The sequence below is a fragment of the Rhodoferax aquaticus genome (assembly GCF_006974105.1).
GTDB classification, from domain to species: domain Bacteria; phylum Pseudomonadota; class Gammaproteobacteria; order Burkholderiales; family Burkholderiaceae_C; genus Allorhodoferax; species Allorhodoferax aquaticus_A.
In genome coordinates this window covers 1,852,242-1,877,616 of sequence record NZ_CP036282.1, presented here as the reverse complement: position 1 = coordinate 1,877,616, position 25,375 = coordinate 1,852,242, and the positions used below count along the sequence as shown (strand labels likewise).

General features: G+C 50.4%; 21 protein-coding genes, 3 pseudogenes and 1 riboswitch. Of the genes and pseudogenes, 19 read left to right on the top strand and 5 right to left on the bottom strand.

The window, feature by feature from the left end:
* Positions 1-9: 9 nt before the first annotated feature.
* From EXZ61_RS08770 to cysS, 3 genes are read right to left on the bottom strand one after another with little or no spacing between them, the layout of a single operon-like run.
* The gene (locus tag EXZ61_RS08770; protein ID WP_142810992.1) at positions 10-987 is read right to left on the bottom strand and encodes an acetyl-CoA carboxylase carboxyltransferase subunit alpha; all 978 of its coding nucleotides are present in this window, start codon (positions 985-987) and stop codon (positions 10-12) included.
* A 51-nt stretch (positions 988-1,038) separates the two neighbouring features.
* The gene (locus EXZ61_RS08765; RefSeq protein WP_142814175.1) at positions 1,039-1,689 is read right to left on the bottom strand and encodes a DNA-3-methyladenine glycosylase family protein; all 651 of its coding nucleotides are present in this window, start codon (positions 1,687-1,689) and stop codon (positions 1,039-1,041) included.
* Complete coding sequence (cysS, locus tag EXZ61_RS08760) at positions 1,689-3,086, bottom strand: cysteine--tRNA ligase (RefSeq protein ID WP_142810990.1); 1,398 nt, start codon at positions 3,084-3,086, stop codon at positions 1,689-1,691. The genes EXZ61_RS08765 and cysS overlap by 1 nt, the downstream gene beginning before the upstream one ends.
* Positions 3,087-3,269: 183 nt before the next feature.
* Here cysS and EXZ61_RS08755 point away from each other — a divergent pair, with 183 nt between their 5' ends.
* The 5 genes from EXZ61_RS08755 (at position 3,270) to EXZ61_RS08735 (ending at position 7,734) form a co-directional block, all read left to right on the top strand.
* Entirely contained in the window at positions 3,270-4,436 is a 1,167-nt protein-coding gene (locus EXZ61_RS08755; RefSeq protein WP_142814174.1) for a L,D-transpeptidase Cds6 family protein, read from the top strand.
* 82 nt (positions 4,437-4,518) lie between these two features.
* Positions 4,519-5,745, top strand: a complete 1,227-nt coding sequence (locus tag EXZ61_RS08750; RefSeq protein WP_178084844.1) for a L,D-transpeptidase family protein — start codon at positions 4,519-4,521, stop codon at positions 5,743-5,745.
* 23 nt (positions 5,746-5,768) lie between these two features.
* Positions 5,769-6,431 (top strand): peptidylprolyl isomerase, encoded by a 663-nt coding sequence (locus EXZ61_RS08745; RefSeq protein ID WP_142814173.1) that lies wholly within the window; start codon positions 5,769-5,771, stop codon positions 6,429-6,431.
* A 4-nt stretch (positions 6,432-6,435) separates the two neighbouring features.
* On the top strand, positions 6,436-6,942 hold the full coding sequence (locus EXZ61_RS08740; protein ID WP_142810986.1) for a peptidylprolyl isomerase: 507 nt from the start codon (positions 6,436-6,438) through the stop codon (positions 6,940-6,942).
* A gap of 18 nt (positions 6,943-6,960) precedes the next feature.
* Positions 6,961-7,734 carry a UDP-2,3-diacylglucosamine diphosphatase gene (locus EXZ61_RS08735; protein ID WP_142814172.1) on the top strand — a complete coding sequence of 258 codons (774 nt, stop codon included), beginning with the start codon at positions 6,961-6,963 and terminating at the stop codon, positions 7,732-7,734.
* A 78-nt stretch (positions 7,735-7,812) separates the two neighbouring features.
* Here EXZ61_RS08735 and EXZ61_RS08730 read toward each other — a convergent pair whose 3' ends face one another.
* Positions 7,813-10,491, bottom strand: a complete 2,679-nt coding sequence (locus EXZ61_RS08730) for a DUF349 domain-containing protein (protein ID WP_142810984.1) — start codon at positions 10,489-10,491, stop codon at positions 7,813-7,815.
* A gap of 898 nt (positions 10,492-11,389) precedes the next feature.
* On the opposite strand from EXZ61_RS08730, the gene EXZ61_RS08725 reads away from it, so the two are divergent.
* From EXZ61_RS08725 to EXZ61_RS22125, 4 genes and pseudogenes are all read left to right on the top strand, one after another.
* Positions 11,390-12,205, top strand: a complete 816-nt coding sequence (locus tag EXZ61_RS08725; protein ID WP_142810982.1) for a lytic transglycosylase domain-containing protein — start codon at positions 11,390-11,392, stop codon at positions 12,203-12,205.
* Between the two features lie 18 nt (positions 12,206-12,223).
* Positions 12,224-12,355, top strand: a riboswitch (ZMP/ZTP riboswitch).
* A 44-nt stretch (positions 12,356-12,399) separates the two neighbouring features.
* Positions 12,400-13,644, top strand: a complete 1,245-nt coding sequence (glyA, locus tag EXZ61_RS08720; RefSeq protein WP_142810980.1) for a serine hydroxymethyltransferase — start codon at positions 12,400-12,402, stop codon at positions 13,642-13,644.
* Between the two features lie 11 nt (positions 13,645-13,655).
* Entirely contained in the window at positions 13,656-14,105 is a 450-nt protein-coding gene (gene nrdR, locus EXZ61_RS08715; RefSeq protein ID WP_142810978.1) for a transcriptional regulator NrdR, read from the top strand.
* Between the two features lie 36 nt (positions 14,106-14,141).
* Positions 14,142-14,837, top strand: a pseudogene (locus EXZ61_RS22125) (transposase); the annotation flags it as partial.
* A gap of 70 nt (positions 14,838-14,907) precedes the next feature.
* Here the strand turns inward: EXZ61_RS22125 and EXZ61_RS08700 are convergent.
* Positions 14,908-15,818, bottom strand: a pseudogene (locus tag EXZ61_RS08700) (transposase).
* Here EXZ61_RS08700 and EXZ61_RS21900 point away from each other — a divergent pair.
* The 10 genes and pseudogenes from EXZ61_RS21900 (at position 15,784) to EXZ61_RS08655 (ending at position 25,344) form a co-directional block, all read left to right on the top strand.
* Entirely contained in the window at positions 15,784-16,146 is a 363-nt protein-coding gene (locus EXZ61_RS21900; protein WP_168224643.1) for a hypothetical protein, read from the top strand. The pseudogene EXZ61_RS08700 and the gene EXZ61_RS21900 overlap by 35 nt on opposite strands.
* Positions 16,147-16,571: 425 nt before the next feature.
* A pseudogene (locus tag EXZ61_RS08695) lies at positions 16,572-16,730 on the top strand (transposase); the annotation flags it as partial.
* A 375-nt stretch (positions 16,731-17,105) separates the two neighbouring features.
* Complete coding sequence (locus tag EXZ61_RS08690) at positions 17,106-17,696, top strand: GspH/FimT family pseudopilin (RefSeq protein WP_142810972.1); 591 nt, start codon at positions 17,106-17,108, stop codon at positions 17,694-17,696.
* Between the two features lie 8 nt (positions 17,697-17,704).
* A complete protein-coding gene (gene pilV / locus EXZ61_RS08685; protein WP_142810969.1) occupies positions 17,705-18,226 on the top strand; it encodes a type IV pilus modification protein PilV in 522 nt (173 codons plus the stop codon).
* Between the two features lie 4 nt (positions 18,227-18,230).
* The gene (locus EXZ61_RS08680) at positions 18,231-19,334 is read left to right on the top strand and encodes a prepilin-type N-terminal cleavage/methylation domain-containing protein (RefSeq protein ID WP_142810967.1); all 1,104 of its coding nucleotides are present in this window, start codon (positions 18,231-18,233) and stop codon (positions 19,332-19,334) included.
* 28 nt (positions 19,335-19,362) lie between these two features.
* Positions 19,363-19,869, top strand: coding sequence for a pilus assembly PilX family protein (locus EXZ61_RS08675; RefSeq protein WP_142810965.1), 507 nt, complete (start codon positions 19,363-19,365; stop codon positions 19,867-19,869).
* A gap of 29 nt (positions 19,870-19,898) precedes the next feature.
* Positions 19,899-23,672, top strand: a complete 3,774-nt coding sequence (locus EXZ61_RS08670; protein ID WP_142810963.1) for a pilus assembly protein — start codon at positions 19,899-19,901, stop codon at positions 23,670-23,672.
* 11 nt (positions 23,673-23,683) lie between these two features.
* Positions 23,684-24,187, top strand: a complete 504-nt coding sequence (locus EXZ61_RS08665; RefSeq protein ID WP_142810961.1) for a hypothetical protein — start codon at positions 23,684-23,686, stop codon at positions 24,185-24,187.
* A 2-nt stretch (positions 24,188-24,189) separates the two neighbouring features.
* Positions 24,190-24,597, top strand: coding sequence for a type IV pilin protein (locus EXZ61_RS08660; RefSeq protein ID WP_142810959.1), 408 nt, complete (start codon positions 24,190-24,192; stop codon positions 24,595-24,597).
* A gap of 105 nt (positions 24,598-24,702) precedes the next feature.
* Positions 24,703-25,344: a riboflavin synthase gene (locus tag EXZ61_RS08655; protein ID WP_142810957.1), complete on the top strand. Its 642-nt coding sequence runs from the start codon at positions 24,703-24,705 to the stop codon at positions 25,342-25,344.
* Positions 25,345-25,375 lie beyond the last annotated feature (31 nt).

The window sequence follows — 25,375 nt, the reverse complement described above, 5'->3', positions numbered from 1 at the left end:
ACCTATTCCCTACTTCGTAGCAGTTTTGGTATCTACAAAGCGGCCATAGCTTTGCAGTCGTTCGTAACGCCGGTCTACCAAAGCAGACACGCTCAAATCACTGACTTGACGATAGGCATCGCTTAAGGCGCGTTTCAGGAATGCAGCCATCTGCTTGTGATCGCGATGGGCTCCGCCAACAGGCTCACTCACAATCTTGTCGACCAGCCCAAGTGCTTTCAGCCTATGTGCTGTGATGCCCAAAGCATCTGCGGCGTCTTGCGCCCGCTCTGATGTTTTCCAGAGAATGGATGCACATCCCTCAGGGCTGATGACCGAGTACACCGAGTATTGCAACATCAACACTTGGTCTGCAACGGAGATCGCTAGCGCTCCACCAGAGCCGCCCTCACCAATAATGGTGGTGATGATAGGTACCTCAAGCTGAGCCATTTCAAAAATATTTCGCCCAATGGCTTCTGATTGGCCACGCTCTTCAGCATCAATGCCTGGGTAGGCCCCAGGGGTATCTACAAACGTAAAAACAGGCAGCTTAAACTTCTCCGCGAGCTTCATCAAGCGCAAAGCCTTGCGATATCCCTCAGGCTTGCTCATCCCGAAATTTCGCAGGCCTCGCTCTTTCGTATCTCGGCCTTTTTGCTGGCCTATGACCATACACGGCGTGCCGTTGAATCGTGCCAACCCTCCGACTATGCTGAGGTCATCTGCAAAATGCCGGTCGCCATGTAATTCAACGAAATGGGTGAATAGCTCTCCCACGTAGTCTAAGGTGTAAGGACGCTCTGCGTGCCGAGCGATTTTGGTGATCTGCCACGGCGACAAATCACTGTAGATGTCTTTCGTAAGCTGCAAGCTTTTTTTAGCAAGCTGATCAATCTCGGCAGAAATATCCACAGCGGATTCGTTTTGCACATACCGCAGTTCTTCGATCTTGTTCTCGAGCTCGGCAACTGGCTGCTCAAAATCCAAAAATACTTTCTTTGCCATTGTGTATCTCCATCAAACGATTGCAGAGCCGCTGTTGGGCACGCATGAAAATTAGTACCCGACCGGCTGCGGATCGAGGGAACGCCAAATATACCAAGTTGCAACGCTGCAATAAGGGGCCCACGCAGCCGCAACTTCCCGCGCATCGCTGCGACTCACCTGCTCGCCTGAAAAGTAGTTTTTGCTGATGCCATCAATCAATCCCACATCGTCTAACGGCAAAACATTGGGTCGCATAAAGTGGAAGATCAAGAACATCTCGGCTGTCCAGCGACCTATTCCCCGAATCGATACCAGCTCAGCAATGATTTCCTCATCTGGCATCGCCTCCCAAGCGTTCACATGCAAAGACCCGTTGTCAAAGTGCAAAGCCAAGTCAACCAAGTATTCGACTTTTCTAACACTGAGCCCCGCCGAGCGCATGTCGTCTATTTTAAGCTTTAGAACATTTGCTGGCGTTAGCACCGGCGGCAAGGCAGCGAAACGCTCCCAGACAGTCTGTGCGGCCTTGACCGAAACTTGCTGCCCTACGATGCTGCGGGCCAGGGTTACAAAGGCATCACCACGCGTTTGCAAACAAGCATCACCAAACATGGGAATGAGTCGTTTCATTACGCGGTCTTTTTTTACCAAATGCTTGCAGGCATCGGCCCAATACGATGGCGTAATTGGCTGCGTAACGGCTTTCTTGGGGATGCCCATCACGCAGCAACTTCCCAACTTGTCCCAGCCGCGGTGTCTTTCAGCACAATACCTTTTAGTAAAAGCTCACGCCGGATCGCATCAGCAGCTGCAAAATCCTTTGCCAGTTTGGCGGAATTTCGCATCTCGATCTGAGCTTGAATCACAGATGCATCTACCGCTGCGCCCGTTTGCAAGAATTCGCCAGGATTTCCTTGCAAAAGCCCTAGACAGTTGCCAAGTGATTTGAGTATCCACGACAGGTCAGGCGACTTAGTCTTATTGACTTCAGTAGCCAAATCAAACAACACAGCAATAGCTTCTGGAGTACCGAAATCTTCATCCATCGCAGCGCGAAACTTGGCCGCATAAGGGTTGCTCCACTCAATTGCCTGAGCTTGCTGGCATGGGGGCACCGCATCAAGCGCCGTGTATAGCCGCTTGAGCGCTTGGCGTGCATCATTCAGATGAACATCGCTGTAGTTGAGTGCAGTCCGGTAATGCGTTCTCACAAGAAAGAAACGAACTGTCTCCGCATCGAACTTTGCGAGGACTTCTCGAATAGTGAAGAAATTGCCCAAGCTCTTGGACATTTTTTCATTGTCAACGCGCACAAAACCGTTGTGCAGCCAAAACTGGGCCAAAGGCCTGTCGTTGGCTCCCTCACTCTGCGCTATCTCATTTTCATGATGGGGGAACTGTAAATCTGCGCCTCCGCCATGGATATCAAACGTCTCTCCCAAGGTTTTGCAGCTCATAGCGGAGCATTCAATGTGCCACCCAGGACGCCCAACACCGTAGTCTTGCTCTCCCACTACCCCATTCCACTTGGCATCTGCGGGTTCAGACGTCTTGGCCGACTTCCAAAGCACAAAGTCCAACGGATCCTCTTTCCCATCAGCGACCGCAACGCGCTCTCCTGCGCGCAACTCATCTAGCGATTTGCCAGACAACTTGCCATAACCTGCGAACTTACGCACTGCATAAAGGACATCGCCGCTGTTGGACTTGTAAGCTAGACCCTTTGCTTCGAGCTTCGCGATCAACTCCAGCATAGGCGTTACGTACTCGGTAGCCCTTGGCTCCACGGTTGGAGCAAGAATTCCCAAGCGTCCAATATCCTCGTGCATTGCGGCAATCATTTCGTCTGTCAACGCGCGAATAGTCATTCCACGTTCAACAGCACGTTTGATAATCTTGTCATCAATGTCGGTGATGTTGCGAACATATGTGACACGAAAGCCAGAACTCACCAACCAGCGATGGACGACGTCAAAGGCCATCATCATCCGAGCATGTCCTATATGGCATAGGTCATAGATGGTCATGCCGCAAACATACATTCGGACATGGCCTGGTTCGATCGGAGTAAATGGCTCGGAGGCACGCGAAAGCGTGTTGTATATGTTCAAACTCATGGGTAAATCAAGCGAGTGTTTCAGAAGCCATTGTCCTGAAAAAAACCAACGCCGAAGCAAATTTTGTTAGGGTAAATCTTGGTAGGCAGCTAACCGGGGAGCAAGACCCCCTCAGCTACAATGCGGCACAGTATAAAGCCCAGCTGTCAGGGCACTTCCAATACGCAGAAATCAAAAGGCTTTATGACGTACGCCAGAACCGCTGTTTACTCTTCGCTTCGACTACTCTCTCTCTCGGCCTTGATGCTCATTGCCAACGCCCATGCCGACGAATACACAGACGTTTCGCAACTCATGCGCAATGGCAAGCTGCCCGATGCGATGGCTAAAGCTGACCAGTACTTGGCAACCAAGCCCAAAGATCCGCAGATGAGGTTTTTAAAAGGCGTAATTCAGCGGGACTCTGGAAAGACCGTGGAAGCTATTGCCACATTTACGCGGCTGACTGAGGACTACCCCGAACTACCAGAACCCTACAATAATTTGGCCGTACTGTATGCGAGCCAAAGCCAATTCGACAAGGCTCGCGCGGCTCTAGAAATGGCGATCAGGACCAACCCTAGCTACGCAACAGCACACGAAAACCTTGGTGACGTGTATGCAAAGTTAGCAAGCCAAGCCTACAACAAAGCCCTGCAGCTTGACGCATCAAACCCAGCTGTGGCTCCTAAGCTCGCGCTAATTCGTGAGCTCTTTAGCCCGACAGGTGCAAAATCCCAGCGCCCTAGTTTGCCTGCGCAAGGTCTGAGCTCGGCACCTGCAGCGCCGACATTGCCATCAACAACACAAGCACCTGTTGCGACCATGGCAAGTAAGCCAGCACCGACCCTGCCAGGCCCTGCTCCCAGCAAGCCAGCGCAACCTACCGGCGCACCAGCAGTTACAGCAACGGCAACCTCGCCATTACCACCTACAGTCAACACTCCAACAACCGCCGCAGCACAGTCACCGTCGGCAGCACCACCCACCGCAGCGAAACCTGGGCCTGTGACTGCCAACACCGATGGAAGTAACGCCAAGGAAGCAGAAGCAGCAGTTCGCGCCTGGGCTAGCGCTTGGTCATCAAAAGACGTAAAAGGATATCTTGCTGCCTATAGCCGTGATTTTGATCCGCCCGGATCAATGAAGCGCAGTGACTGGGAAGAAGAGCGACGTGAGCGTATAAGCAGCAAATCGAAGATCAGCGTGAAGCTAGAAAACCTCACAGTGACCGTATCCGGCAGCAAGGCCGTTGCCAAGTTTAGGCAAGATTACAAAGCAAGCGGTTTGGCCGTTTCAAGTCGAAAAACGCTTGAATTAGTCAAAAATGGAGAACACTGGCAAATCGCTAAAGAATCAACAGGCGGCTAAGCAAGCTTCTATTACCCTAGACTAATGATTATTCATTTATGTAACGACTCGGGCACACAACGCTAGTATGAGAGTGCTACGTATGCTGCAAGTCGCATTGGCATTTGTTATTGCCATTCCAATGGCCTCTTTCGCCGCAAATACATCTGGAAACAAGCGTCAAGAGACGGCACGTCAAGAGGTAGCTCATGTGCAGGAAGCGGACGGTATAGCCGAAGCACGCCTAATTGAGGTCTACACGCTCATTGGCCGAGGGCACAGTCGAGAAGCACTGAGCAAAGCGGAGCAACTGGTTACAGACTTACCTAGTTTTCAACTCGCGCAGTTAGTGTATGGCGACTTATTGGCATCAAGGACCCGACCTGTAAAAGCGATCGGAGACATACCCGACGCTCTTTCGCCAGCCGCTGGCCAAAGTTTGAGTGAACTCAGAGAGGAGTCTTTGCGACGCATCAAAGCGCTGAAAGAGCGCCCACCGAGTGGCAGTATTCCATCTCAGTTTCTTGCACTTTCCCAGCGATCGAAGCACGCCATCGCTGTGGATGCATCAAAATCGCGCCTTTACTTGTTTGAAAACACCGCTACTGGCCTAAATTTGGTTGCCGACTACTACATATCAGTTGGCAAGGCAGGTACAGCCAAAAGCATCGAAGGCGACCAAAGAACCCCGCTGGGGGTTTACTACATCACCAGCAATTTAGATAGAAAGTCTCTAAAGGACTTCTACGGATCGGGCGCTTTGCCCATCAACTATCCCAATGTTTTGGATACCAAACGCGGAAAGACAGGCAGTGGTATTTGGTTGCATGGCACGCCACCTAACCAATTTTCCCGCCCTCCTTTGGCATCCGATGGCTGCGTGGTGCTGGCCAACCCGGATCTCGAACGCATTATTCGGACTGTGGAAGTTCGAACAACGCCGGTCGTCATCACAACTCAACTCAACTGGGTGCCCCCCCACAACGCACGGGCAGATGGCAAACCGTTTGAAGACGTGCTGTACGCTTGGCGCAATGCCAAAACAGCTGGTGATTTAGAACAGCTGCTGGCCTTTTACACCACTGATTTCAGTAGCAACGGCAAGAACTTGGCGCAATGGACTCCGGTTCTAAAATCCGAGCTAGCCACTGCACGTGGGCGAACAATACAACTCAAAGACATCTCATATCTGCGATGGACGGATACCTCCGACACCATGGTCGTCACTTTTGGAGAAGTAGCCGAAGGCGTTCGCTATGGCCTTACAAAGCGCCAGTATTGGATGCGCGAAGGTAACAAATGGAAAATTTTCTTTGAAGGAACACTGTAGTGCAGCAATCGAAACGTTCACTTATGGGCCAGTTATTGGCCGTTAGCTTGTTATGCGCACTTGTCTCAACCTCTAGCCAAGCACAGACATACCCCAAAGTTCGGCTACAAACTTCCGCTGGTGATATTGTTGTTGAGCTATACGCGGATAAAGCGCCCAAAACCGTTGAAAATTTTTTGCAGTACGTCAGGGACAAACACTATGACGGTACGGTTTTCCACCGTGTGATCAGCAACTTCATGATCCAAGGAGGCGGCTTTGACTCCAACTATGTCGAGAAAAAAACACGGCCCCCAGTGGTACATGAAGGACGTGAGGCACTGGCAAAAGGCGGACCAAAGAACCTAAGTGGGACTTTAGCAATGGCCAGAACAAACGACCCGCAATCGGCCACTGCCCAGTTTTTCATCAATGTGCAAGACAATGGATTCTTGGATCCCGTGCTGATTCCTGATGGTGACCCAGTTCCTAGGTTTGAATACCAAGGTCAGGTTTACACCAACACACCACGCGAACGCTTGACGACCGCGCCGCAACTTTTTGGCTACACCGTTTTTGGCAAAGTTGTCAGCGGTATGGATGTGGTCGTTAAAATCAAATCCACCCCAACAGGTGCCGGGGGGCCCTTTCCTAGCGATGTGCCCAAAACTCCTGTTGTTATTACCTCTGCCACTTTAGTGAAATAAATTTATGAGCAACCCCCAAGTAGAACTACACGTTAGCAACTATGGCGTCATCACCCTTGAACTTGACCAAGAAAAAGCGCCAAAGTCGGTTGCCAACTTCTTGGAGTACGTTGGCAAAGGCCACTACAACAATACTATTTTTCACCGCGTGATTCCTGGGTTCATGATTCAAGGCGGCGGCCTGGAACCTGGCATGACCCAAAAGGACTGCGCAGCTCCTATTGAAAATGAAGCTTCCAACGGCTTGAAAAACAGTATCTACACGGTCGCTATGGCGCGCACTGGTGAACCGCACTCCGCAACCGCACAGTTTTTCATCAATGTTGCTGACAATGGTTTTCTTAACCACACCAGCAAATCACCCCAAGGCTGGGGCTATGCAGTGTTTGGTAAGGTCGTCTCAGGGGCGGAAGTGGTCGACCAAATCAAAGCCGTGAAGACCGGTCGAAAGGGGTTTCACGATGATGTTCCAAAAGAAGATGTCATCATTGAAAAAGCCATTGCGCTTTAATTGTTGACGACCCCTGCCATGGAGATACATGCGCCAGACCACTGGCGCTGTGTTGAGTTCATATCAGACTTGCACCTCCATGCAAGTGAGCCCAAGACGTTTAGAGCTTGGGAACACTACCTAAACACCACCCAAGCTGACGCCATCTTCATTCTTGGGGATCTCTTCGAGGTGTGGGTGGGCGACGATGTCTTGGACAATGCGTCATCCTTTGAGGCAATGTGCACGCGGCGACTCCGGTCTTGCACACAGAACTCTGTTGTTCACGTCATGCACGGCAATCGGGATTTCCTATTAGGGCAAGGATTCGCTAACGCATCAGGCACGCGGCTAATCAGCGACCCCTGCACTCTCGTCTTTGGCATGCAGCGCTGGGCTTTGAGCCACGGGGACGCTTTGTGCCTTGACGACCACGCGTACATGCAGTTCAGAGCCATGGTTCGTAGTCCTGATTGGCAAACTTCGTTTTTGTCGCAGCCGCTCGATCAACGTATTGAGTTGGCAAGCAATATGCGGGCAAAAAGCGAAGCTCTGAAGCAAAAAGGAACAGTCTACGCGGATGTTGATACCGAAGCCGCCTTAGGCCTCATGGTACAAATGAACACCCCAACGCTGATCCATGGCCATACACACAAACCTGCAACACACCAACTAGATCACGAGCACCAGCGTATTGTCCTGAGTGATTGGGACTTGTCTGTAACTCCTGCACGCGCGCAATTGCTGCGCTTGCAACTAGCCACCTCAACGCCCCACGCCTTAGCTGCGGAGCGTGTCACAGTCACACCATAAAAAGAAGTCGCACTCCAGATAGCGAAATGCGACTTCCAAGTGCTATTTCCCCAAGAGCAGGGAAAAATTATCTTGCATCTATTTCTTTAACAGCACCTTTAAGACCGCCTGAACTCGACGAGCATCTGATGCGTTGTAGTCTGAAGCCAGCACTACTGCAACGTCTTGCCCCCAAGTTTCAGCAGGCGCGGGATCATTGCGGCGCGTAAGCAATTGCAATTGCAATGCTCTACGGGCGCTCAGCAGCTCCGCTGGTGAAGGTGCCTCTGCGGCCATTTCCAAACGCAGCAAGGCTGTTTGAGGATCTACCGCACGCCCATTAGACTTTGCCGGAGTCTTGACCTCAGCCCCTAGTGCCTGTAACCACGCTGCGCGTGTTGGCGCCGATGCCCGCGAGCCCAAATCTTGGGCGCTTGGCACAGCACTTGCGTCGCGCTTCTCCCACGCAGCCATCAACTGCGTCAATGCTTCACCATGGGCTTGCGCCGCCAGCGTGCGCAAAGCTTGCTGTGCTTTGTCCAACGCATCGCGCTGAGCTCTGAATGCGGCATCCCCCAGACGCGGAGCATCCTGCCAATCTCTAGACTGCTCACGTGCGCCACCCTCGTTCCGATCCCCCCTTGCGCCGCGCTCGCTGCCTCGAGCCCCCATGCCAGGTTTGCCGTCGCGCGGGCCACGACCATGGTCTTTGCGGTCACCCCGACCGGGGGCAGCGGGCACTTCCTTTTTCATGCCAGGGCGGTCATCGCCACGCATCGCGATCACCGGCTTTGGGGCCGGCTTTGAGGGAGCTGCAGGCGCATCAATTGCTATATTTTCAATAGCACTCTGCGCAGTATCTATGGGCGCAGAAGCCCCAACCCCATCAGAAATCACATCTGCTGCCGCACCTTGCGCAGCGTTAGCCTGTGCGTCCGCTGCACTCATATCAGCTTGCGCCTGCGCTTGCCCTCGCAGCGCCGCATCCAAAGCGGCCATTGCGGCACGAATCGCTTGTGCGTCACCGCTAGCATTTGCGTTTTCTAGAGTTTTGGCAGCATCAAGAACGATTCGATCGCGCGCACTCAGCGCAACTTGCGCTTTCTCGCGCTCTGCTGTTTTCCGGTTAAATGCTTCGTCGATGGGTTTTCGGAATGCATCCCAGAGCTTTTGCTCTTGCCTACGATCAATTGGTACAGCGTGTGCTTCTGCCTGCCAGCGCTGTTGCAATGCCTTGACCGCATCTATGCGCAGCACAGGAGCGGCCCCCAACGCTTTGGCCTCATCAATCATGGCGTGGCGCAACTTCAAACTTTCCGCTTGCAAGGCTTCTAAGGGAGCGGCGGCGTTGGCAATTGCCGACTTCCACAAGGCCTGCAATTCGGCAAAGGCCTTTTCACCTAAGTGCCCGGCATCGCGCCAACGATCTCCGAACTGATGCAGTATCCGGTTAAAGCCTTTCCAGTCATCATCCAAGGCTGTTCGATTGGCTAAAGCCCAAGCATTGACTTCCTCTATAAGTGCCAATCGTTGCGCCTTATGCTCGGCGGATTCTGCCTTCACTTTATCCAGCCATACCTCTACGACCTTGTAGGCCTCGTTGCACGCCTCATCGAAACGCTTCCACATTGCATGGTTCGGCACGCCACCCTGATCGGTTTGCTTCCACTGGTCACGCAGGGTGCGCAGCGTCTCCTGCATCTTCCGCCCACCAATTGCCTGACCTTCAGGCCGCGCAAGAAGCCCTTCAGCTTTGGCGACAAGCTCCTCACGCAACTGATCTGCACGCCAGCGCTGCCACCCCTCAAGCTCGCCCGCTGCGGCCAATGCGCCATGCACTTGTTTATCCAGCTTGTCGTCAATGAACTTGCCGTGCTCCTTCAGCGCTTGGCGCAGTGCCCCAGCAGCTCCTGCACTCGCTTTGCCATGGCCCTCACCGACTTCTTGCTCGAGCGCAGCCAAAGCATCGCGCACAGCCGCATTTGCCTTTTGCCGCACCTCTGGATCGATCTTGGGCTTGGCTTGCCGCGTCGCAACTTCAGTAGGGACTCCGCGCAGTACGCGTAACTCATCAGCCCACACGGGTACAGGTGGCAAAGGCGCCGCGACATCAGCTGCCGCAGCAACGGCCAACGCGAGGGCGCCTTGAAATGCGTCCCACACTACCAATAGCTGGCCCCTTGATGCATCCAGCAGCGGAGGAAACTTCACGTCAACACTGGCCCAACTGGGGTCAGCTAAGAGTTGTTCAGCCTGAGACTGCCAATGTGTCACGTCCACCTGAAGCGTTTCAACAGAGGCATTGGCGTCTCGCCAAGGCTTTGTAGACAAAACTTCAATGCGCTGAGCCAATAGGACCGCGGCTTCTCGCTGTACTTGTACACGGTGCTGCAAATCTTCAATGACACGGACGCGTTCTGACAGCTGGGTACGTAAGGCAAACAGCGGTTCTTTACTCAGCGGAGCCCCCGCTTTGGCAGCATCTCGCTGCCACGCCATCGCATCAGCGACATTCATCTTGGCCGTCTCCAAAAGTGCCTGTGCTTTTGTCGACCACTCCGCAACCAATAGCTCCTGACCTTTGGTTCGCTTTACCTCATCCAAACGTTCACGAACCAGCTTGGATGCCCCTTTGTCCTTAACTGACAGTTCTTTGAAGACTGCCGTCAGTTGTTCATAGCTAGGGTTGCCTAGTAACCAGTCGCGCACGCGCGCAGAGCGTTCCCCAGATGTGGGTGCAGAAAAAGCTCCGCCAGTCATGCTGTCTAGTTGGGCCATATCGTTGTTTTTAGAGGAAGAAGTCGACGTCACAATAGGTTGGGAGTTAGTTGAGTGAAAAACCACAACCTAGTATTTTCGCCGCTAAACGACCGTTTTTCGCGTGAAGTCGAGCACTCACACGAAAGAAGCCGGTTTTTCGCTCGAAATGCATAGCGTTGCGACCTTTAGTACCAAGGCAATGGGGCACGCACCGCGAGCAAAAGGACTGCTTCGAACTACAGATTGCAACCCTAATCGCTTGATTGAGGCAGAAAATTGGTGAATGGAGGTGATGCATAGTCGACCACACCAAGGATTCCAAGAAACAAGAAAGCCCGGGGCTGGTAGAACAACCAGTACCCGGGCTTGACGGCAGGCCTGAGGCCCAAGCCGTCGGGCTTGGCACTGTGGAGCGTTTCGTCCACCAGTGCACTAGAAGCAATGGATTGCCTCATTAACACCTATCGGGGCCGCTTTATTGCAAATACCATCACGGCAAACAACTGGCTACTGCCGACAGAATACCTATAACAGGTGCTTTCAGTCTAGGTACCCATAAGGCGGTTTTCAACTACTTCTTTCAATCTAAACCGATGAGGAGATTGGAATAATTGTTGACTTGAGGATCTCGATCTAACTGCCTGTCACGGCTCGGATAGAGCAAATTTATTCTTGATTAGACTTAAGAATCAATTCTTTATGGTTGACTCGATATAACAAATGACCATAGAATCCGCCCAACCAAAAATCTAGCGGGTTCACCCGCATCCGCTGCCGAACCCGGCATATTCAAATCGCTGCACATGTCGTATCGACGCCGCAGGATATTGATAGCGTACCAACCCAAACGAGGCGCCATAGCATAAGCACAGCCACCTGTGCTGCGTACATGGCCCACGCAAAAGAAGGAATAGCTATGACAGCGACCGAAAAGTTCACCAAAGGCACTCGCGTATTTCTAAGCGATATCGCCCAAGGTTTTTTTGAAATTACCCACAGTGGTTTTGCTCTGTTGGGTTTAGCCGTAATGTTTGCGGCAATTGCCCTCACTGCCAAGCCAGAGATCCGCCAAGCCGGAGAGACCCAGTTGTTTAGCTGGTTGCAAGATCGCCAACAAGCCGTGACCGGGATAATTAGTGACAACGTGGCCTACGAACGCGCAACAGCCGCCAACCCTCAAAGCCTGCCCAAGCAACAAGCTGCGGTGGCTTACTGGTTGAGCCGAAAATACAGCGTTGCACCGGAGCCCATCAGTGCGTTGGTGTCAGAAGCCTATGAAACCGGTAGCCGGACCAAGCTAGACCCGACGCTGATTCTTGCGGTTATGGCAGTGGAATCAGGGTTCAATCCCTTTGCCCAAAGCGCGGTTGGTGCGCAAGGCTTGATGCAAGTCATGACAAAAGTGCACAGCGACAAGTACGAGGGGTTCGGGGGCAAGTTTGCCGCTTTTGACCCGGTTAGCAACCTGAGGGTGGGCGTCAAAGTACTGCAAGAATGCATTGCCCGCGCCGGCTCTGTCGAAGGTGGCCTCAAATACTACGTAGGCGCGGCCAACATGGAGGACGACGGCGGATATGTGGCGAAGGTCCTAGCTGAGCACGGTCGCTTGCAGCAAGTAGCTTCAGGACGCTCGGTACCTACATTTACACCTCAAATCATCCCCGCTGGCAACAAGTCCCCAGCACCGGCGCCCGCAGAACCAGAAACAATGGCTAGCATCGCCAACTCCTAGGCAAGCTCGGGTAAACTTGCGCTCGCACGCAACTGGCGATAGGCAGCGACCGCACTCAGCGGCACACGCTGCTGAAGTGGGACACCACAAGGAAGCGTGCCACACCGGTTACGTGATTGGTGTGATTTGCCGTTCGCCTGGGTAGTCTTTGACCAGCCGATGCTGGTCAAAGTTCATTGTCAATAGGCACTGCCATGTACCAACGCAATATCCTCGTAGAACACACTGACCCCGAACTCTGGGCCGCAATCCTCCAAGAGAACACGCGCCAAGAACACCATATTGAATTGATTGCTAGCGAAAACTATGCGTCTCCAGCGGTAATGGCGGCGCAAGGCAGTCAGCTCACGAATAAGTATGCCGAAGGCTATCCTGGTCGCCGTTATTACGGTGGTTGCGAACATGTAGACATCGCCGAACAGCTTGCCATTGACCGAGTCAAGCAAATTTTTGGTGCACAAGCCGCCAACGTTCAGCCGCATTGCGGAGCGTCAGCCAACGAAGCTGTTTTCTTGGCGTTTCTCAAGCCCGGCGACACCATTATGGGAATGAGTTTGGCCGAGGGTGGACACCTCACCCACGGTATGGCCCTCAATATGAGTGGCAAGTGGTTCAATGTCGTGAGCTACGGCTTGAACTCCAAAGAAGAAATCGACTACGACGCGATGGAACAAACTGCGCGCGCATCCAAACCCAAACTCATTATCGCGGGCGCCAGCGCCTACTCTCTAGCCATTGATTTTGAACGATTCGCTAAGATAGCCAAAGAAGTCGGTGCGATCTTCATGGTCGACATGGCGCACTACGCGGGATTAATTGCAGCGGGCTTATACCCTAACCCAGTCCCTCATGCGGACGTTGTTACATCAACAACCCACAAGAGCCTGCGTGGTCCACGTGGCGGCATCATCTTGATGAAGGCCGAGCACGAGAAAGCCATCAACAGCGCCATCTTCCCTGGCTTGCAAGGTGGTCCACTGATGCACGTGATTGCAGCTAAAGCAGTTGCATTCAAAGAAGCACTCAGCCCAGAATTCAAGCTGTACCAGCAGCAAGTCATCACCAATGCGCGCATCATGGCCGAAACTCTCACAGAGCGCGGACTGCGGATTGTCAGCGGGCGCACTGAAAGCCATTTGATGTTGGTGGACCTGCGATCCAAGGGCATTACGGGCAAAGAAGCGGAAGCGGTGCTCGGCTCTGCACATATGACCATTAACAAAAATGCCATCCCCAACGACCCTGAGAAACCCATGGTCACCAGCGGAATTCGCGTTGGCACACCTGCCATGACGACTCGTGGCTTCAAAGATGCCGAAGCTCGCGCAACGGCGAACTTGATAGCGGATGTTTTGGACAACCCGCGGGATGCCAACAACATTGAAGCAGTCAGAGCCAAAGTACACGCGTTGACGACCCGCTTCCCTGTCTACGGCTAAGCCTCCCAACAATGAAGTGCCCGTTTTGCAGCCATACAGATACCCAAGTCGTAGAGACGCGTATCTCTGAAGACGGGGACTTCATTCGCCGCAGACGCCAATGCGCGTCCTGCGAAAAGCGATTTACCACCTACGAGCGACCTGACGTCAACTTCCCCGTTATCGTAAAGAAAGATGGGCGACGGATTAACTTCGAGCGCCCCAAACTCTTGGCATCCATGAACCTTGCCTTGCGCAAGCGCCCAGTCAGCATTGAACAAATTGACAGTGCGATCGAACGGATTGAAGAAAAGCTACTTAGCCTTGGCCAAAGGGAACTACAGTCCACAAAGATCGGTGAACTCGTCATGCGCGAGCTCAAGAAACTGGACAAAGTGGCATATGTTCGCTTTGCAAGCGTCTACCGCAGTTTCGAAGACATTGACGAGTTCAAGACGTTGGTAGACGAGGTGAGTCGGTAAGCCAATGGAGCCTATCGGAAATTTTGTGGGTGAGGCATACCATGTCACCAGGGAGCATGTAGACCGAGCAAAACAAGGAAGGGCTTAGCCGCACAGGCGCTGCCAACCATACCCAAAGAACTCATTGACCAGTTTATCAATCGCCCCGTGAGCGCTGAGTTGGTCGTTACCGCTTCGATAGCCGTCAACATGGCACTGATTGTGCGTCCCCTGGGCGCTGAAATCACCCACCAACTGTGGGTTATGCCCCTTCAGAAAAGCGTATACCTCCCCCGCAGCCCCAAAATGGAGCTACTGCCAAGACCTGCCTGACCTAAGACGACATCCTCCGCATCGAAGTCACTCGGGTCCGCGCTGACTGCTTTGAGCCAAACCTTTTCCCGAAACACGAAGTCCGCTACACAGGCTTTGACAACAAGATCGTGCCCATGTACGCACGCGGCATAAGGATACGCGAGATACAAAATTTCCTAGCAGAGTAGTAAGGTAGACAAGGCTCGCCGGAGTTCGTCAGCTCTGTCACGGACGCCATGATGTCCGAGGTGACAATTTAGCAGTCATGCTCCCCTAGAGCCCATCTATCCGCTGCTCTTTTTTGACGCCTTGCAGATGAAGAGTCGCGAGAATGCTGTGGTCCGCAGAAAGGCCGTCTACCTGGCCCTAGGTGTGCTGAGCGACGGCACGCGTGAAATTATGGGCTTATGGATCGTGCGCACCGAGGCAGCCAAGTTCTGAATGAAAGTGCTTAACGATCCCAAAAGGTACCCCCCCCCGACTTCCACTGATCCTAAAAGTAGAACAGTTATACAGCCATGGCCAGATGCTGCTTTGGGATGAAACCGCCCAGGTACATATTCGGGCAGTCGTGATTCTAGGACTACGTCCACTGGATGGCGAAGTCCTGAACCACTTCAATGCTGGACCAGTAACACTGGGATAGCCATTCGTAGCGAACGGTCCTGTTGAACCGTTCGACATAGGCATTTTGTTGGGGCTTGCCAGGCCGAATGTATCCAAACCGTATGCCCCATTCCTTGGCCCAGTTTTGAATCGTTTGGCTGATATTTTTCGGCCCGTTATCGCAGCGAGTTACCGGTGCTTTACCTCGCCGGGAAATGATCTGTTTCAAGGCCCGTATCACGCGTTCCGAGGGCAGTGAGAAGTCCACCTCGATGCGCAATGCCTCGCGGTTGAAGTCATCAATCACGTTGAACAAGCGCAGGTTCAATTCCAGCTCTCGGTGATGCGGTACACGCGCTTATGGTTCCAGCCGAAGCCTTTGACGTTGCGCCGGTACAAGTAGCACGGGCCAAAGCCCCAGCTGCGATGGTTGTCCGTGAGTTGTCCCAGCCAGTCGGCAGTCAGCGCGTTCTCAGCGTTTCGCTTGGATTCATAGCGGTAGCAGGACTCGCTGATCGAGAATACCCCAAAGGCCACCCGTATGGTTAGCCCGCGCTATTGCACAACTTCTTTGGCGATCTCAGCCTTGAGCTTCTCTACGAGGTACATCTTCTTCAGACGTCGGTTATCGTCCTCGAGTTCCTTAATACGCGACATCATGGAGGTGTCCATACCGCCAAACTTCGCACGCCACTTGTAAAACGTGGCACTGCTGATACCCAGTTCCAGACAGATTTCGGGCACTGGCAGGCCTGCTTCTACACGCCTCAATGTAGCCATGATCTGGCTGTCCGTAAACCTCGACTTCTTCACGCAGAACTTCCTTCTCAGAAAATTCTACTTCTCGGCACTTCGGCTTATCGGGGGGATTACCGGCCCTTTTGTTCTTGGTCTAGGCCTGCTGTTTCAGAGTCCTCGGTCTGGGAGATGTGGGCGGCGTTTTTGCTGGATCCTTGATGAGTTCACCTGCTTTGGTCGGGTCCGTCTTTACGAAGCTGGTCTCAAGGGACTGGGTGTCGGTACCTTGGAGTTCGGTTTTGTTGCCGACTCCGATGACGACTTTTCATCGGAGATGAGCTTTGTGCATATGCAGCAACTTGCACTGGCTTGGCTGTCGGTACTGGTTTTGTCTTGCAGCTAAATACCCGCAATCGAGATTTTTTTTGGGTCGTTGTCGTGCTTTGACGGGTGTTTTGTGCCGACGAAAAATCCAAACCGAATATGCGCATTGTAAATTTTCATTTTCAATGGTTGATAAGCGTCCTATGGATTTGCAAACTCACACGGTGCTTATTGCAGATGATGGAATTTTCTCACAAAACCACGTGGCGTGTGTATGTGTGAGTATATTTCAAAATACTACATAGATTTACTGCAAATTAATGTCATCTAGATGTCGAGCATACTTGGAGCATAACGAAATACTTGAATATACGATCTCAGTTTTCCCGGCAATGACACACCTGATTTCATTCAATACCATCGCAATGTACCGTGGACCTGTATACCCGCATCAACACCGCTACAGTTTCAGTGTGGTCACATCTCTACTTGGCGCACACCTGGCAGGCCATCCATACCACCAATGCCCTTGAGAGCGTCAACGCCAGCCTTTGCAAGACCATTAACTCACGGGAGCACTTCTCTTCGGAAGACGCGGCCAGCCAGCTCATATTGCTAGCGCTGCGCAATATCACTGGCGACTGGAGCCGAACCAATAGAGATTGAAAAGAAGCAATGAACCAGTTCGCGATCCTATACCTGGACCGCTTCAACAACAAAGTGAATCAAGATGAAATCTACTTTACCAATATTTTGGGTAAGCAATCCCGCCTCACACATAAGAATTCTGACATGTCCAGCAAGTGCGGCAAGGTAAATGCCAATGTGTCGGCATAACGAAAGGTAGAAAAATTTGTGCCCACTCAACAAGGCCGTACTTCATCATATTGACAAAAAGCACAGTCGACCGCTAGCGAAAAGCGTCCGAAAAATGGCATGCATCGCCACTGATAGTTGAAAAACAACCGCCTGCCAACTTGGCAGTGTTTCCACCTAGCTGAGCCGAAATAAAAGGTTGAACACAACCTTGATAAATATATGTCCAAAGAACGCCCCCGAACAAGTCAGGCCGGAATAACCCTGCTGGAGCTCATGGTTGCGCTGACGGTTTTAAGCATACTTTTGACTATCGCTGTGCCCAGTTTTCGAAGTGCAGCGGCGTCTTCCGCTGTTCGAAGTGCAACGAGCGATTTAGTGACAAGCCTCGCGCAAACACGCTCAACCGCCGCAAAAACTGGTCGACGTGCCACGATGTGTGTGAGTTCAAATGGCATTCAATGCACCACCGCGGGCACATGGGAGCAAGGTTGGATTGTCTTTTCGGACCCCAACCACAGTGGAGTTACTGCCAACATTGATGCAGGTGACACCATAAACTTTCTATTTCCACCCATCCAAAATCAAATCGTAATCATTGGTGCAAATGGACTCACTCGATATATCTCTTACGGCCCCGATGGTCAGGCAAAGACGAATACGGGTGCCGCACTGATGGGCAAAATTCGCGTCTGTAGTAAGTCTACGGCAATAGAAAATAACTCAAGGGCACGTGATCTAACCATCAACTTTGCCGGACGAGTAACAGTTAATACACCGGTAGTAGACGCCACCTGCCCAGCTCCAACATAACAGTGAAAATGAATACTACCCCCGCCATCACTTCGAAATCAAACCGTAGCTGGCTTAAAAATGGCGCGCAAAAAGGTGCGACTCTCATAGAAATACTTGTCGCCGTACTAATACTGAGTGTAGGTACTTTAGGCATGGCTGGATTGCAAGCACGTGCACTCAAAGGTAATGTGAGTAGTTTGCAGAGGTCTCAGGCAGTAATGCTTGCAACGTACATGATGGAAATGTTACGTGTAGACCCAAACAGTGCCAAGGCACTGAATTACAACACTGGAACACTGAATTCAAACGATGAAATAAATGGCTCCATATATAACCCAGACTCAATCACAGGAAATAGTTTATTTGATGCCAATAGAAAACTGTGGCTGACTGCAGTTAAACAGAACATCGGAACAATTAACGACACCACAACCAAAGGTGCAATTTTTTGTGACGCTGTTGGAAATTGTCGCGTTCAAGTGATATGGGACGATAGCCTTGCAGGCGGTCTAGGTGCTCAAAAAGTTGAAATTCGGTCGAGCATATAAGCTCATGTCAACTAAAGAACCAATCCGTATGTGCCGCAGCAACCGAGGTTTTACACTCGTTGAGCTATTGGTTGCCCTTGTACTTGGCTTGATTCTTGTATCAGGAATACTCAGTGTACTAAGCACAAACAAACAAAGTTTCCAAGTAACCGAAAACATAGCTCGTATTCAAGAGAATGCGAGGGTTGCCTTCGATGTCCTATCGCGCGATCTAAAGGAAGCCGGCGAAACGCCGTGTGGTTCAAAGCTCGTAGCCAACCTAGTTAGGCTAAGGCCAAGCCCGAGCACCATACCTTGGTGGAGTGACTGGAATGCAGGAACAGTTCGCGGGTATTCAGGAACCACCAATATAGCCGACATAGTACCTTTTGGAACTAGCAAAAACAATCGCGTACCAAACACTGACGCGATTTTAATCATGCAGTCTGACTCAAATTCAGCCAGCATTCTCTCACATGATGCAACGGCAATGGAGATGGTCTTAAATTCCAGCACTAGCGTTACACAGGACGATGTGGTAATCGCATGCGATCTTCAAAGCGCAGCAATATTCCAAGTCGCGACATTTAGTGATACATCTAAAATACTTAGCTACGACAAGAGTTTTACTGCACTCAACTGCTCGAACAACCTTGGATACCCAACTCCAGTCAACTGTGCAGCGGCACCTACGAAAAATTTTGATATTACTTATGCGCAAATTGCAAACCTAAAAACCTCATTTTGGTATATAGGAATTGGCAGCAATGGAAAAAATTCGCTATACAAAAAACGAATTACCAAAAGAAAGGACTCCAGCGGCATTAAAATTACCACTGATACAGATGAAGTACTAACAAATATAAAGGATATGAAAATTCAGTATCTTACCAAAAACGTTGCCACTAACACCCTAGCTTCCAGTTGGATCAATGCAGACAATAGTGTATTTGATGCTGGAAGCGGCGCTTGGACCGAGTCAAATGACCAGCAAGTAGTTGCTGTTAGGTTTGCAATTACCTTACAAAGCGAAAACTCAATTAGTACAAGTAACACCCTCATTGAAAAGCCTCTTGTGTATGCAGTTGGGCTAAGAAGCAGAGATACACTCTTTCAGGCAACGCCATGAGCTTGAATTTCATTAACAAAAAAATATAATGCGCTACGAAAAAGGTGTAACACTTGTAATTAGTCTGATTATCTTGGCAATTATGACGCTGCTGGGTATTGCGACTATACGTCAGATTACCGCAGAAGAGCGACTGACATCTAACATGTACGATAGAAACCTTGCTTTGCAAGCCACAGAAGCCGCATTAAAGGAAATTGAAACCTTGGTTGAGTCGGAAAAACCAACACCTGCAGCGGGTGCCAATTGCGCGAAGATTGGAAAAATCAATGTTTGTGGAATTACTACAGCAAGCACGAATGCACGCTGGTTAGATACCGCTTTCACTGGCTGGGAAAATGCCAGCACCGTTGGCAGTGGTTCTCTCGCAATTACCCCTAAATACTTTGTGGAGTATTTAGGCAATACTTTTTCTTGTAGACCAGGTGACTCAAGCGATCCATATAACTGCAGACGCTACCGCATCACAGCGCAAACAGATGGTGGCACAGGGCGCGCAACCGTTATGCTGCAGTCTATTTATGCCACCGAGTGACGAAGAACTACTCACGCTTGAATACCTATATGAAAAATATATCAGCAAGGAAACTATTGATACAGGGTCTTGCCATTGCGACCCTATTTTTCTTTAATATTGAGATTCACGCTATTACTATACCTGCAACGCCGCTACTTACTCAGACAACAGCAAAACCAATGGTCATGCTGGTTGCCGGTCGCGACCACAAGTTGTTTTACGAGTCGTACAACGACACAGCAGACATCGATGGCGATGGTTCAATAGATCTCAGATTCAAGCCGAGTATTACATACTACGGGTTATTTGATTCATCTCTCTGCTACAGCCACAACGCCAAATCCGATAAAGATGGCCTATTTACACCTACATCACTCGCAACCGGTGGAAAATGTAAAGATGCCTGGTCAGGAAACTGGCTGAACTATCAGACCACCGCGCGAATAGATGCTCTTCGCAAGGTGCTATATGGCGGGCATAGAGAAATTGATACGGCCGACCAAACCATTCTGCGACGAGCATATATTCCTCAAGACGCCCACTCTTGGGGAAAAGAATACACAAGTAAGTCGATAGATGGCTATTTGATCTCAGACTACACTCCGCTTAAGCAGCCCTCGGAAAACAAACGCCACTTGTTTGGAAACCTAACCCAAAATGCCGGAAAGTCTTGCACAAGACTCGATGACTGCAGTGACCTGCCCCCGCACCTGTCCGTAGTGACAGATACAGCAACCAGAATTTGGAACTGGGCATCGACCGAAAACCCGGTATTAGCTAACAATACACATGGTGGAACACGCAAAGACTATACAGTTCGAGTCGAGGTATGTACTTCTGCTTTCAATTCCGGCTGTAAACAGTACGGAACAAAATACAAGCCCACGGGATTATTGCACGATTATGGTGAAAATGATTCCATGCTATTTGGCCTAATTACGGGAAGTTACGATTCAAACCTATCTGGAGGCATACTCAGGAAAGTGGTCTCAAAGTTTTCGAGTGAAGTAAGCCCTGATACAGGAGTCTTTACACTAACTGCACCAATTGTTGAAACCTTTAACAAATTCAGAATCAGAGACTTTAATAATACTAAGACAGATAATTCCTACAAAGGAGGCTGGGAGAGCGAAAAGGCTATGACGGAGGGAAAATTCCCGGACTGGGGCAACCCAATTGCTGAAATGATGTACGAAGGCGTGAGATATTTTGCAGGCAAGAAAGTTGCCACCAGTAGCTACCAGGTTACCACCTCGGTAATAGATGCCGAAGTAGGACTCAACCGTGCTACATGGGATGACCCTTATTCTACGAGCAGTGCTGCTAAGTCACCTTGGTGCGCCAAGGCGAATTTCTTGACGATTTCAGACATCAACCCATCCTATGACTCAGACCAACTGCCAGGAAGTCAATACAAAGACTCCAAAGGTAAGCCATTTAGTGGGGATGTTTCTGGCTTAGATGTTTCTAAAGAAGCGGATACCATTTCCAGCAACGAATCATCCATCGTAGGCAAGAGATTTATTGGGGAATCAAAGGGTGTGTTCGATTCCGCACCATCCGCAAAAGATGTTGAGTCCCTGAAAAACATTCGCGGCTTGGCACCCGAGGAGCCAACTAAACAAGGGAGTTACTACTCAGCGTCTGTTGCGAGCTTTGCCAAAAGAAATGACATTCGGTCTGACGTAAAGGGCAGTCAATCGATTGATACCTTTAGCGTTGCCTTAGCCTCTCCGCTCCCAAAAATCGAGGTTGCAGTAGATTCCGGGAGGACCATTACTTTAGTGCCTTTTGCCAAATCAGTACTTGAATCATCAAAAAAAGGTGGCTTTCAACCAACAAATCAAATTGTTGATTTTTATGTCACAAACATAGCTAACTCCGGTACTAATGACAAGAATAGCTCCATCAATGAGGGGCGCTATTACGCAAAGTTCCAAATCAATTTCGAGGACGTTGAACAAGGCGCGGACCACGATATGGATGCAATTACCGAGTATGAAATAAAACTCACTAAAGATAAAACGCTTGAAGTCAATGTTAAACCCACCTATCAAGCAGGTGGGGCTATCCAAAACATGGGCTACATTATCTCGGGAACGACTAAGGACGGAGTGTATTTAGTTGTCCAAGATTCACAGAAAAACAAAAAGGATGTCTTTGTTGACATTCCCTACTTCCTCAATGTTCCGTCAGGCAAAGAGCCAGGATTTTGCGACAATGACAAACCAGATGTATCCTGCAATAGGTTGCCGACAATAGGTAGCGCCGGAGACACGCGCACATTTGTCGCTAGCTCTACTCCTGCGGCAACCTTGCTCAAAGATCCTTTATGGTATGCCGCAAAATGGGGTGGTTTTACTGATAAAAATAACAACGGAATGCCTGATCTTCAACCCGAATGGGACTCGGATGCAAACGGCGTTCCAGACACCTATTTTTTGGTACAAAACCCAATAAAACTCAAAGAAACCATTAAGAAAGCATTTGACTCGATCTCCGTAGCAAATTCAAGTGCCAGCAATGTTATTACCAATAGCTCCAAATTGAGCACAAGCGCACGCACCTTTCAAGCGCGCTTTGATGCAAAATATTGGTCGGGAGATTTGGTATCTTATCCAATACCCAACGCTGGGGTTAGTATGAACACCGCGTGGAAAGCTTCAACAAAAATGCCAGCAGCAAGTAGTAGAAAAATTTTTTTAAAAGCGGACACTCCCAATGAATATGGCACCGGAGTTGCCAGAAACTTTACGTGGGAGGCCGTTAGCACCAATAAAATGGTAGCGGAAATTCTAGGTAGCGAACGCGAAATTGTGGACTACTTCCGTGGCGTGAGAACCAACGAAATCAAGAATGGCGGGAGACTGCGAGACCGTAGTGACACTGTTCTAGGCGACATCATTCACTCATCTCCTATTTACCTCAAAGATACTGATACTATTTTTGTAGGATCAAATGCTGGAATGTTGCATGCGTTTAACGCCCAAGACGGAGTAGAGCAATTCGCACATATTCCACAGTCATCACTTGTTAAGCTCAAGAAACTAAGCTCACCTTTTTATACACATGACTACTACGTCGATGGTGAGATCGAAATTACATCACGAGGAGCCAACACTGGCGGAAATAACTATCTGTTCGCCACGCTTGGGCGTGGGGGAAAAGGGCTGTTTGCCTTAGATGTGACTAGCACGGCTGCTTTCGATGCCACTAAACACTTGTGGGAATACACACCGGCGGCCAGCTCCGCCGCATCAACGGACCTTGATTTGGGATTTATGCTTGGTCGACCCGCCTTGGTCAAAATGAATAATGGGAAATCAGCTGTGATCGTTGGAAATGGGTACAACAGCACGTCTGGTCTTGCTGTTCTCTACTTTTTCATGCTGGACGTGAATGGCGCAATTACTGAAGTAAAGAAGATATCAACGAAAGCAGCAAACGATAATGGATTAAGTACTCCCGGGATGGTAGATACCAATGGAGATGGTTTGGTTGACCTAATCTATGCAGGTGATCTAAAAGGCAATCTATGGAAATTTGATGTATCTTCGGAAGACTCTTCTAAATGGACGATCTCCAATGATGGTAAACCCTTATTTATCGCAATACACCCTGACGGACAACCTCAGCCTATTACAGCGAAGGTTAGCTCTGCGGTGAACAATGTAACAACAGACATTAATTTTGGCAAACGATTTGTTTTTTTGGTACAGGTTCATATTTCGCATCAACCGACCCCGCTGACACGCATATCCAATCTTGGTACGGACTCATCGACTCTGGCACGCCTATTGATTCAGATAGGTCTACTCTGAAAGCACGTACTTTGAGCAAAGCGACCTCATTTGAAGGTTATTCGGTCCGTACTTTTTCCGTGCCAGAGAAAGACGATATGAAAAACAAGATGGGCTGGTATATCGATATGGAGGTTTCAAAAGGCGAACGATTCACAACCGAATCTATCGTCTATAAACTAGCATTACCTACCCTAGTGGCAAGCTCAATGATTCCAGCAACGAATGATCCCTGTGTCGCGAGCGGAAATGGTTATATGAATTTTATCTCGCCTTACACAGGTGGCGCTCTTCCCATTGGCATTATTGATGTGGATGGAAAAGATGGTTTCAAAAACGATAAAGTTGGAACCACCTTTATTGGCTCCATCGATTTAGGCGTTGGAATCCCCAGCCAAGCAACAAAAGTGGGCAACCGATTGGCGGTCGGAGGCTCTGGGGGTGAAAAAGGAACCCCAGTTGGCGATGTGTCTCTAAACACAGGCGTCACCCCCATTCGCGGTCGTATTTCTTGGCGAGAAATCATTAGGGATTAGTCATGAAAAAAAGAAACAGGGGATTTAGCTTGATCGAATTGATGATCACTGTCGCGATAATCTCTATCGTGGCGATGATTGCATTGCCCAACTATCAAGAACACATCATCAAAACACGCCGAGTACTGGCAAAAGCTTGCCTGGTAGAATTGGGGCAATTGATGGAGCGACAGTACACTACGACAATGAGCTATGCCGCCGCAGTTCTACCCGGCACCACCTGCACCCAAGACTTGTCGGCTACCTATACATTTGCGTTCGCTAATGCCCCAACAGCGACCACCTTTATCATCAATGCAACACCTAAAGGCGCCCAATCTGGTGATACCCAATGCGGGACGATGGGTTTGAATCAAGTAGGCGCACGATCGGCTTCAGGGTCCAAGACAGTAAAAGAGTGTTGGAAATAGCCCATTGATCCGCTTATTGCAAGGGCAGCCAGCCACCCAAAGAAATTTGTCGACGCTCGGGGTATGCTGGCATACTTTAGGTCGAATCCCTGCGAAAATAGCCCCATGTTTACTGGAATCATCACCGGCATAGGGCGCATCGCCGCCATTAACGACCTCGGCAGTTCTTCAACTTATGGCAAGCGTTTGACGATTGCATGTCCTGCGCAGTATTTGGACGACGTAGGCTTGGGGGACAGCATTGCATTAAACGGTGCTTGCATGACAGTCACTAGTTTCGACACTGTCACTCAGCAATTCACCGTCGATGTTTCTGCAGAGTCACTGAACAAGACCTCAGGGCTTGCCCAGGTGGGGCCCATCAACCTCGAAAAAGCACTGCGCGCACACGACCGCTTAGGTGGGCACATTGTTTCTGGCCATGTTGATGGCATAGGGACCGTGACCTACTTCGCAAAGGTTGGTGAGAGCTGGGAACTTCGCATACTGGCCCCCCGGGAATTGGGTAAGTTCTTGGCCTACAAAGGCTCCATTACCGTCAACGGGGCGAGCTTAACGGTGAACCGCATTGATGACCAAGCTGAGGGATGCGAGGTGAGCATTAACCTCATACCCCACACCATAGACCATACTGCACTGGGCAGCCTAAGCGCCGGCAGTACCGTCAACCTCGAGATAGATTTGATCGCGCGTTATGTGGAGCGCATGCTGTCCTCCGCAAAAGTGGAACACGCGATTCCGTCCTAAGTTGCCGGTGCCCATGCCTGCTTTGGGCAAG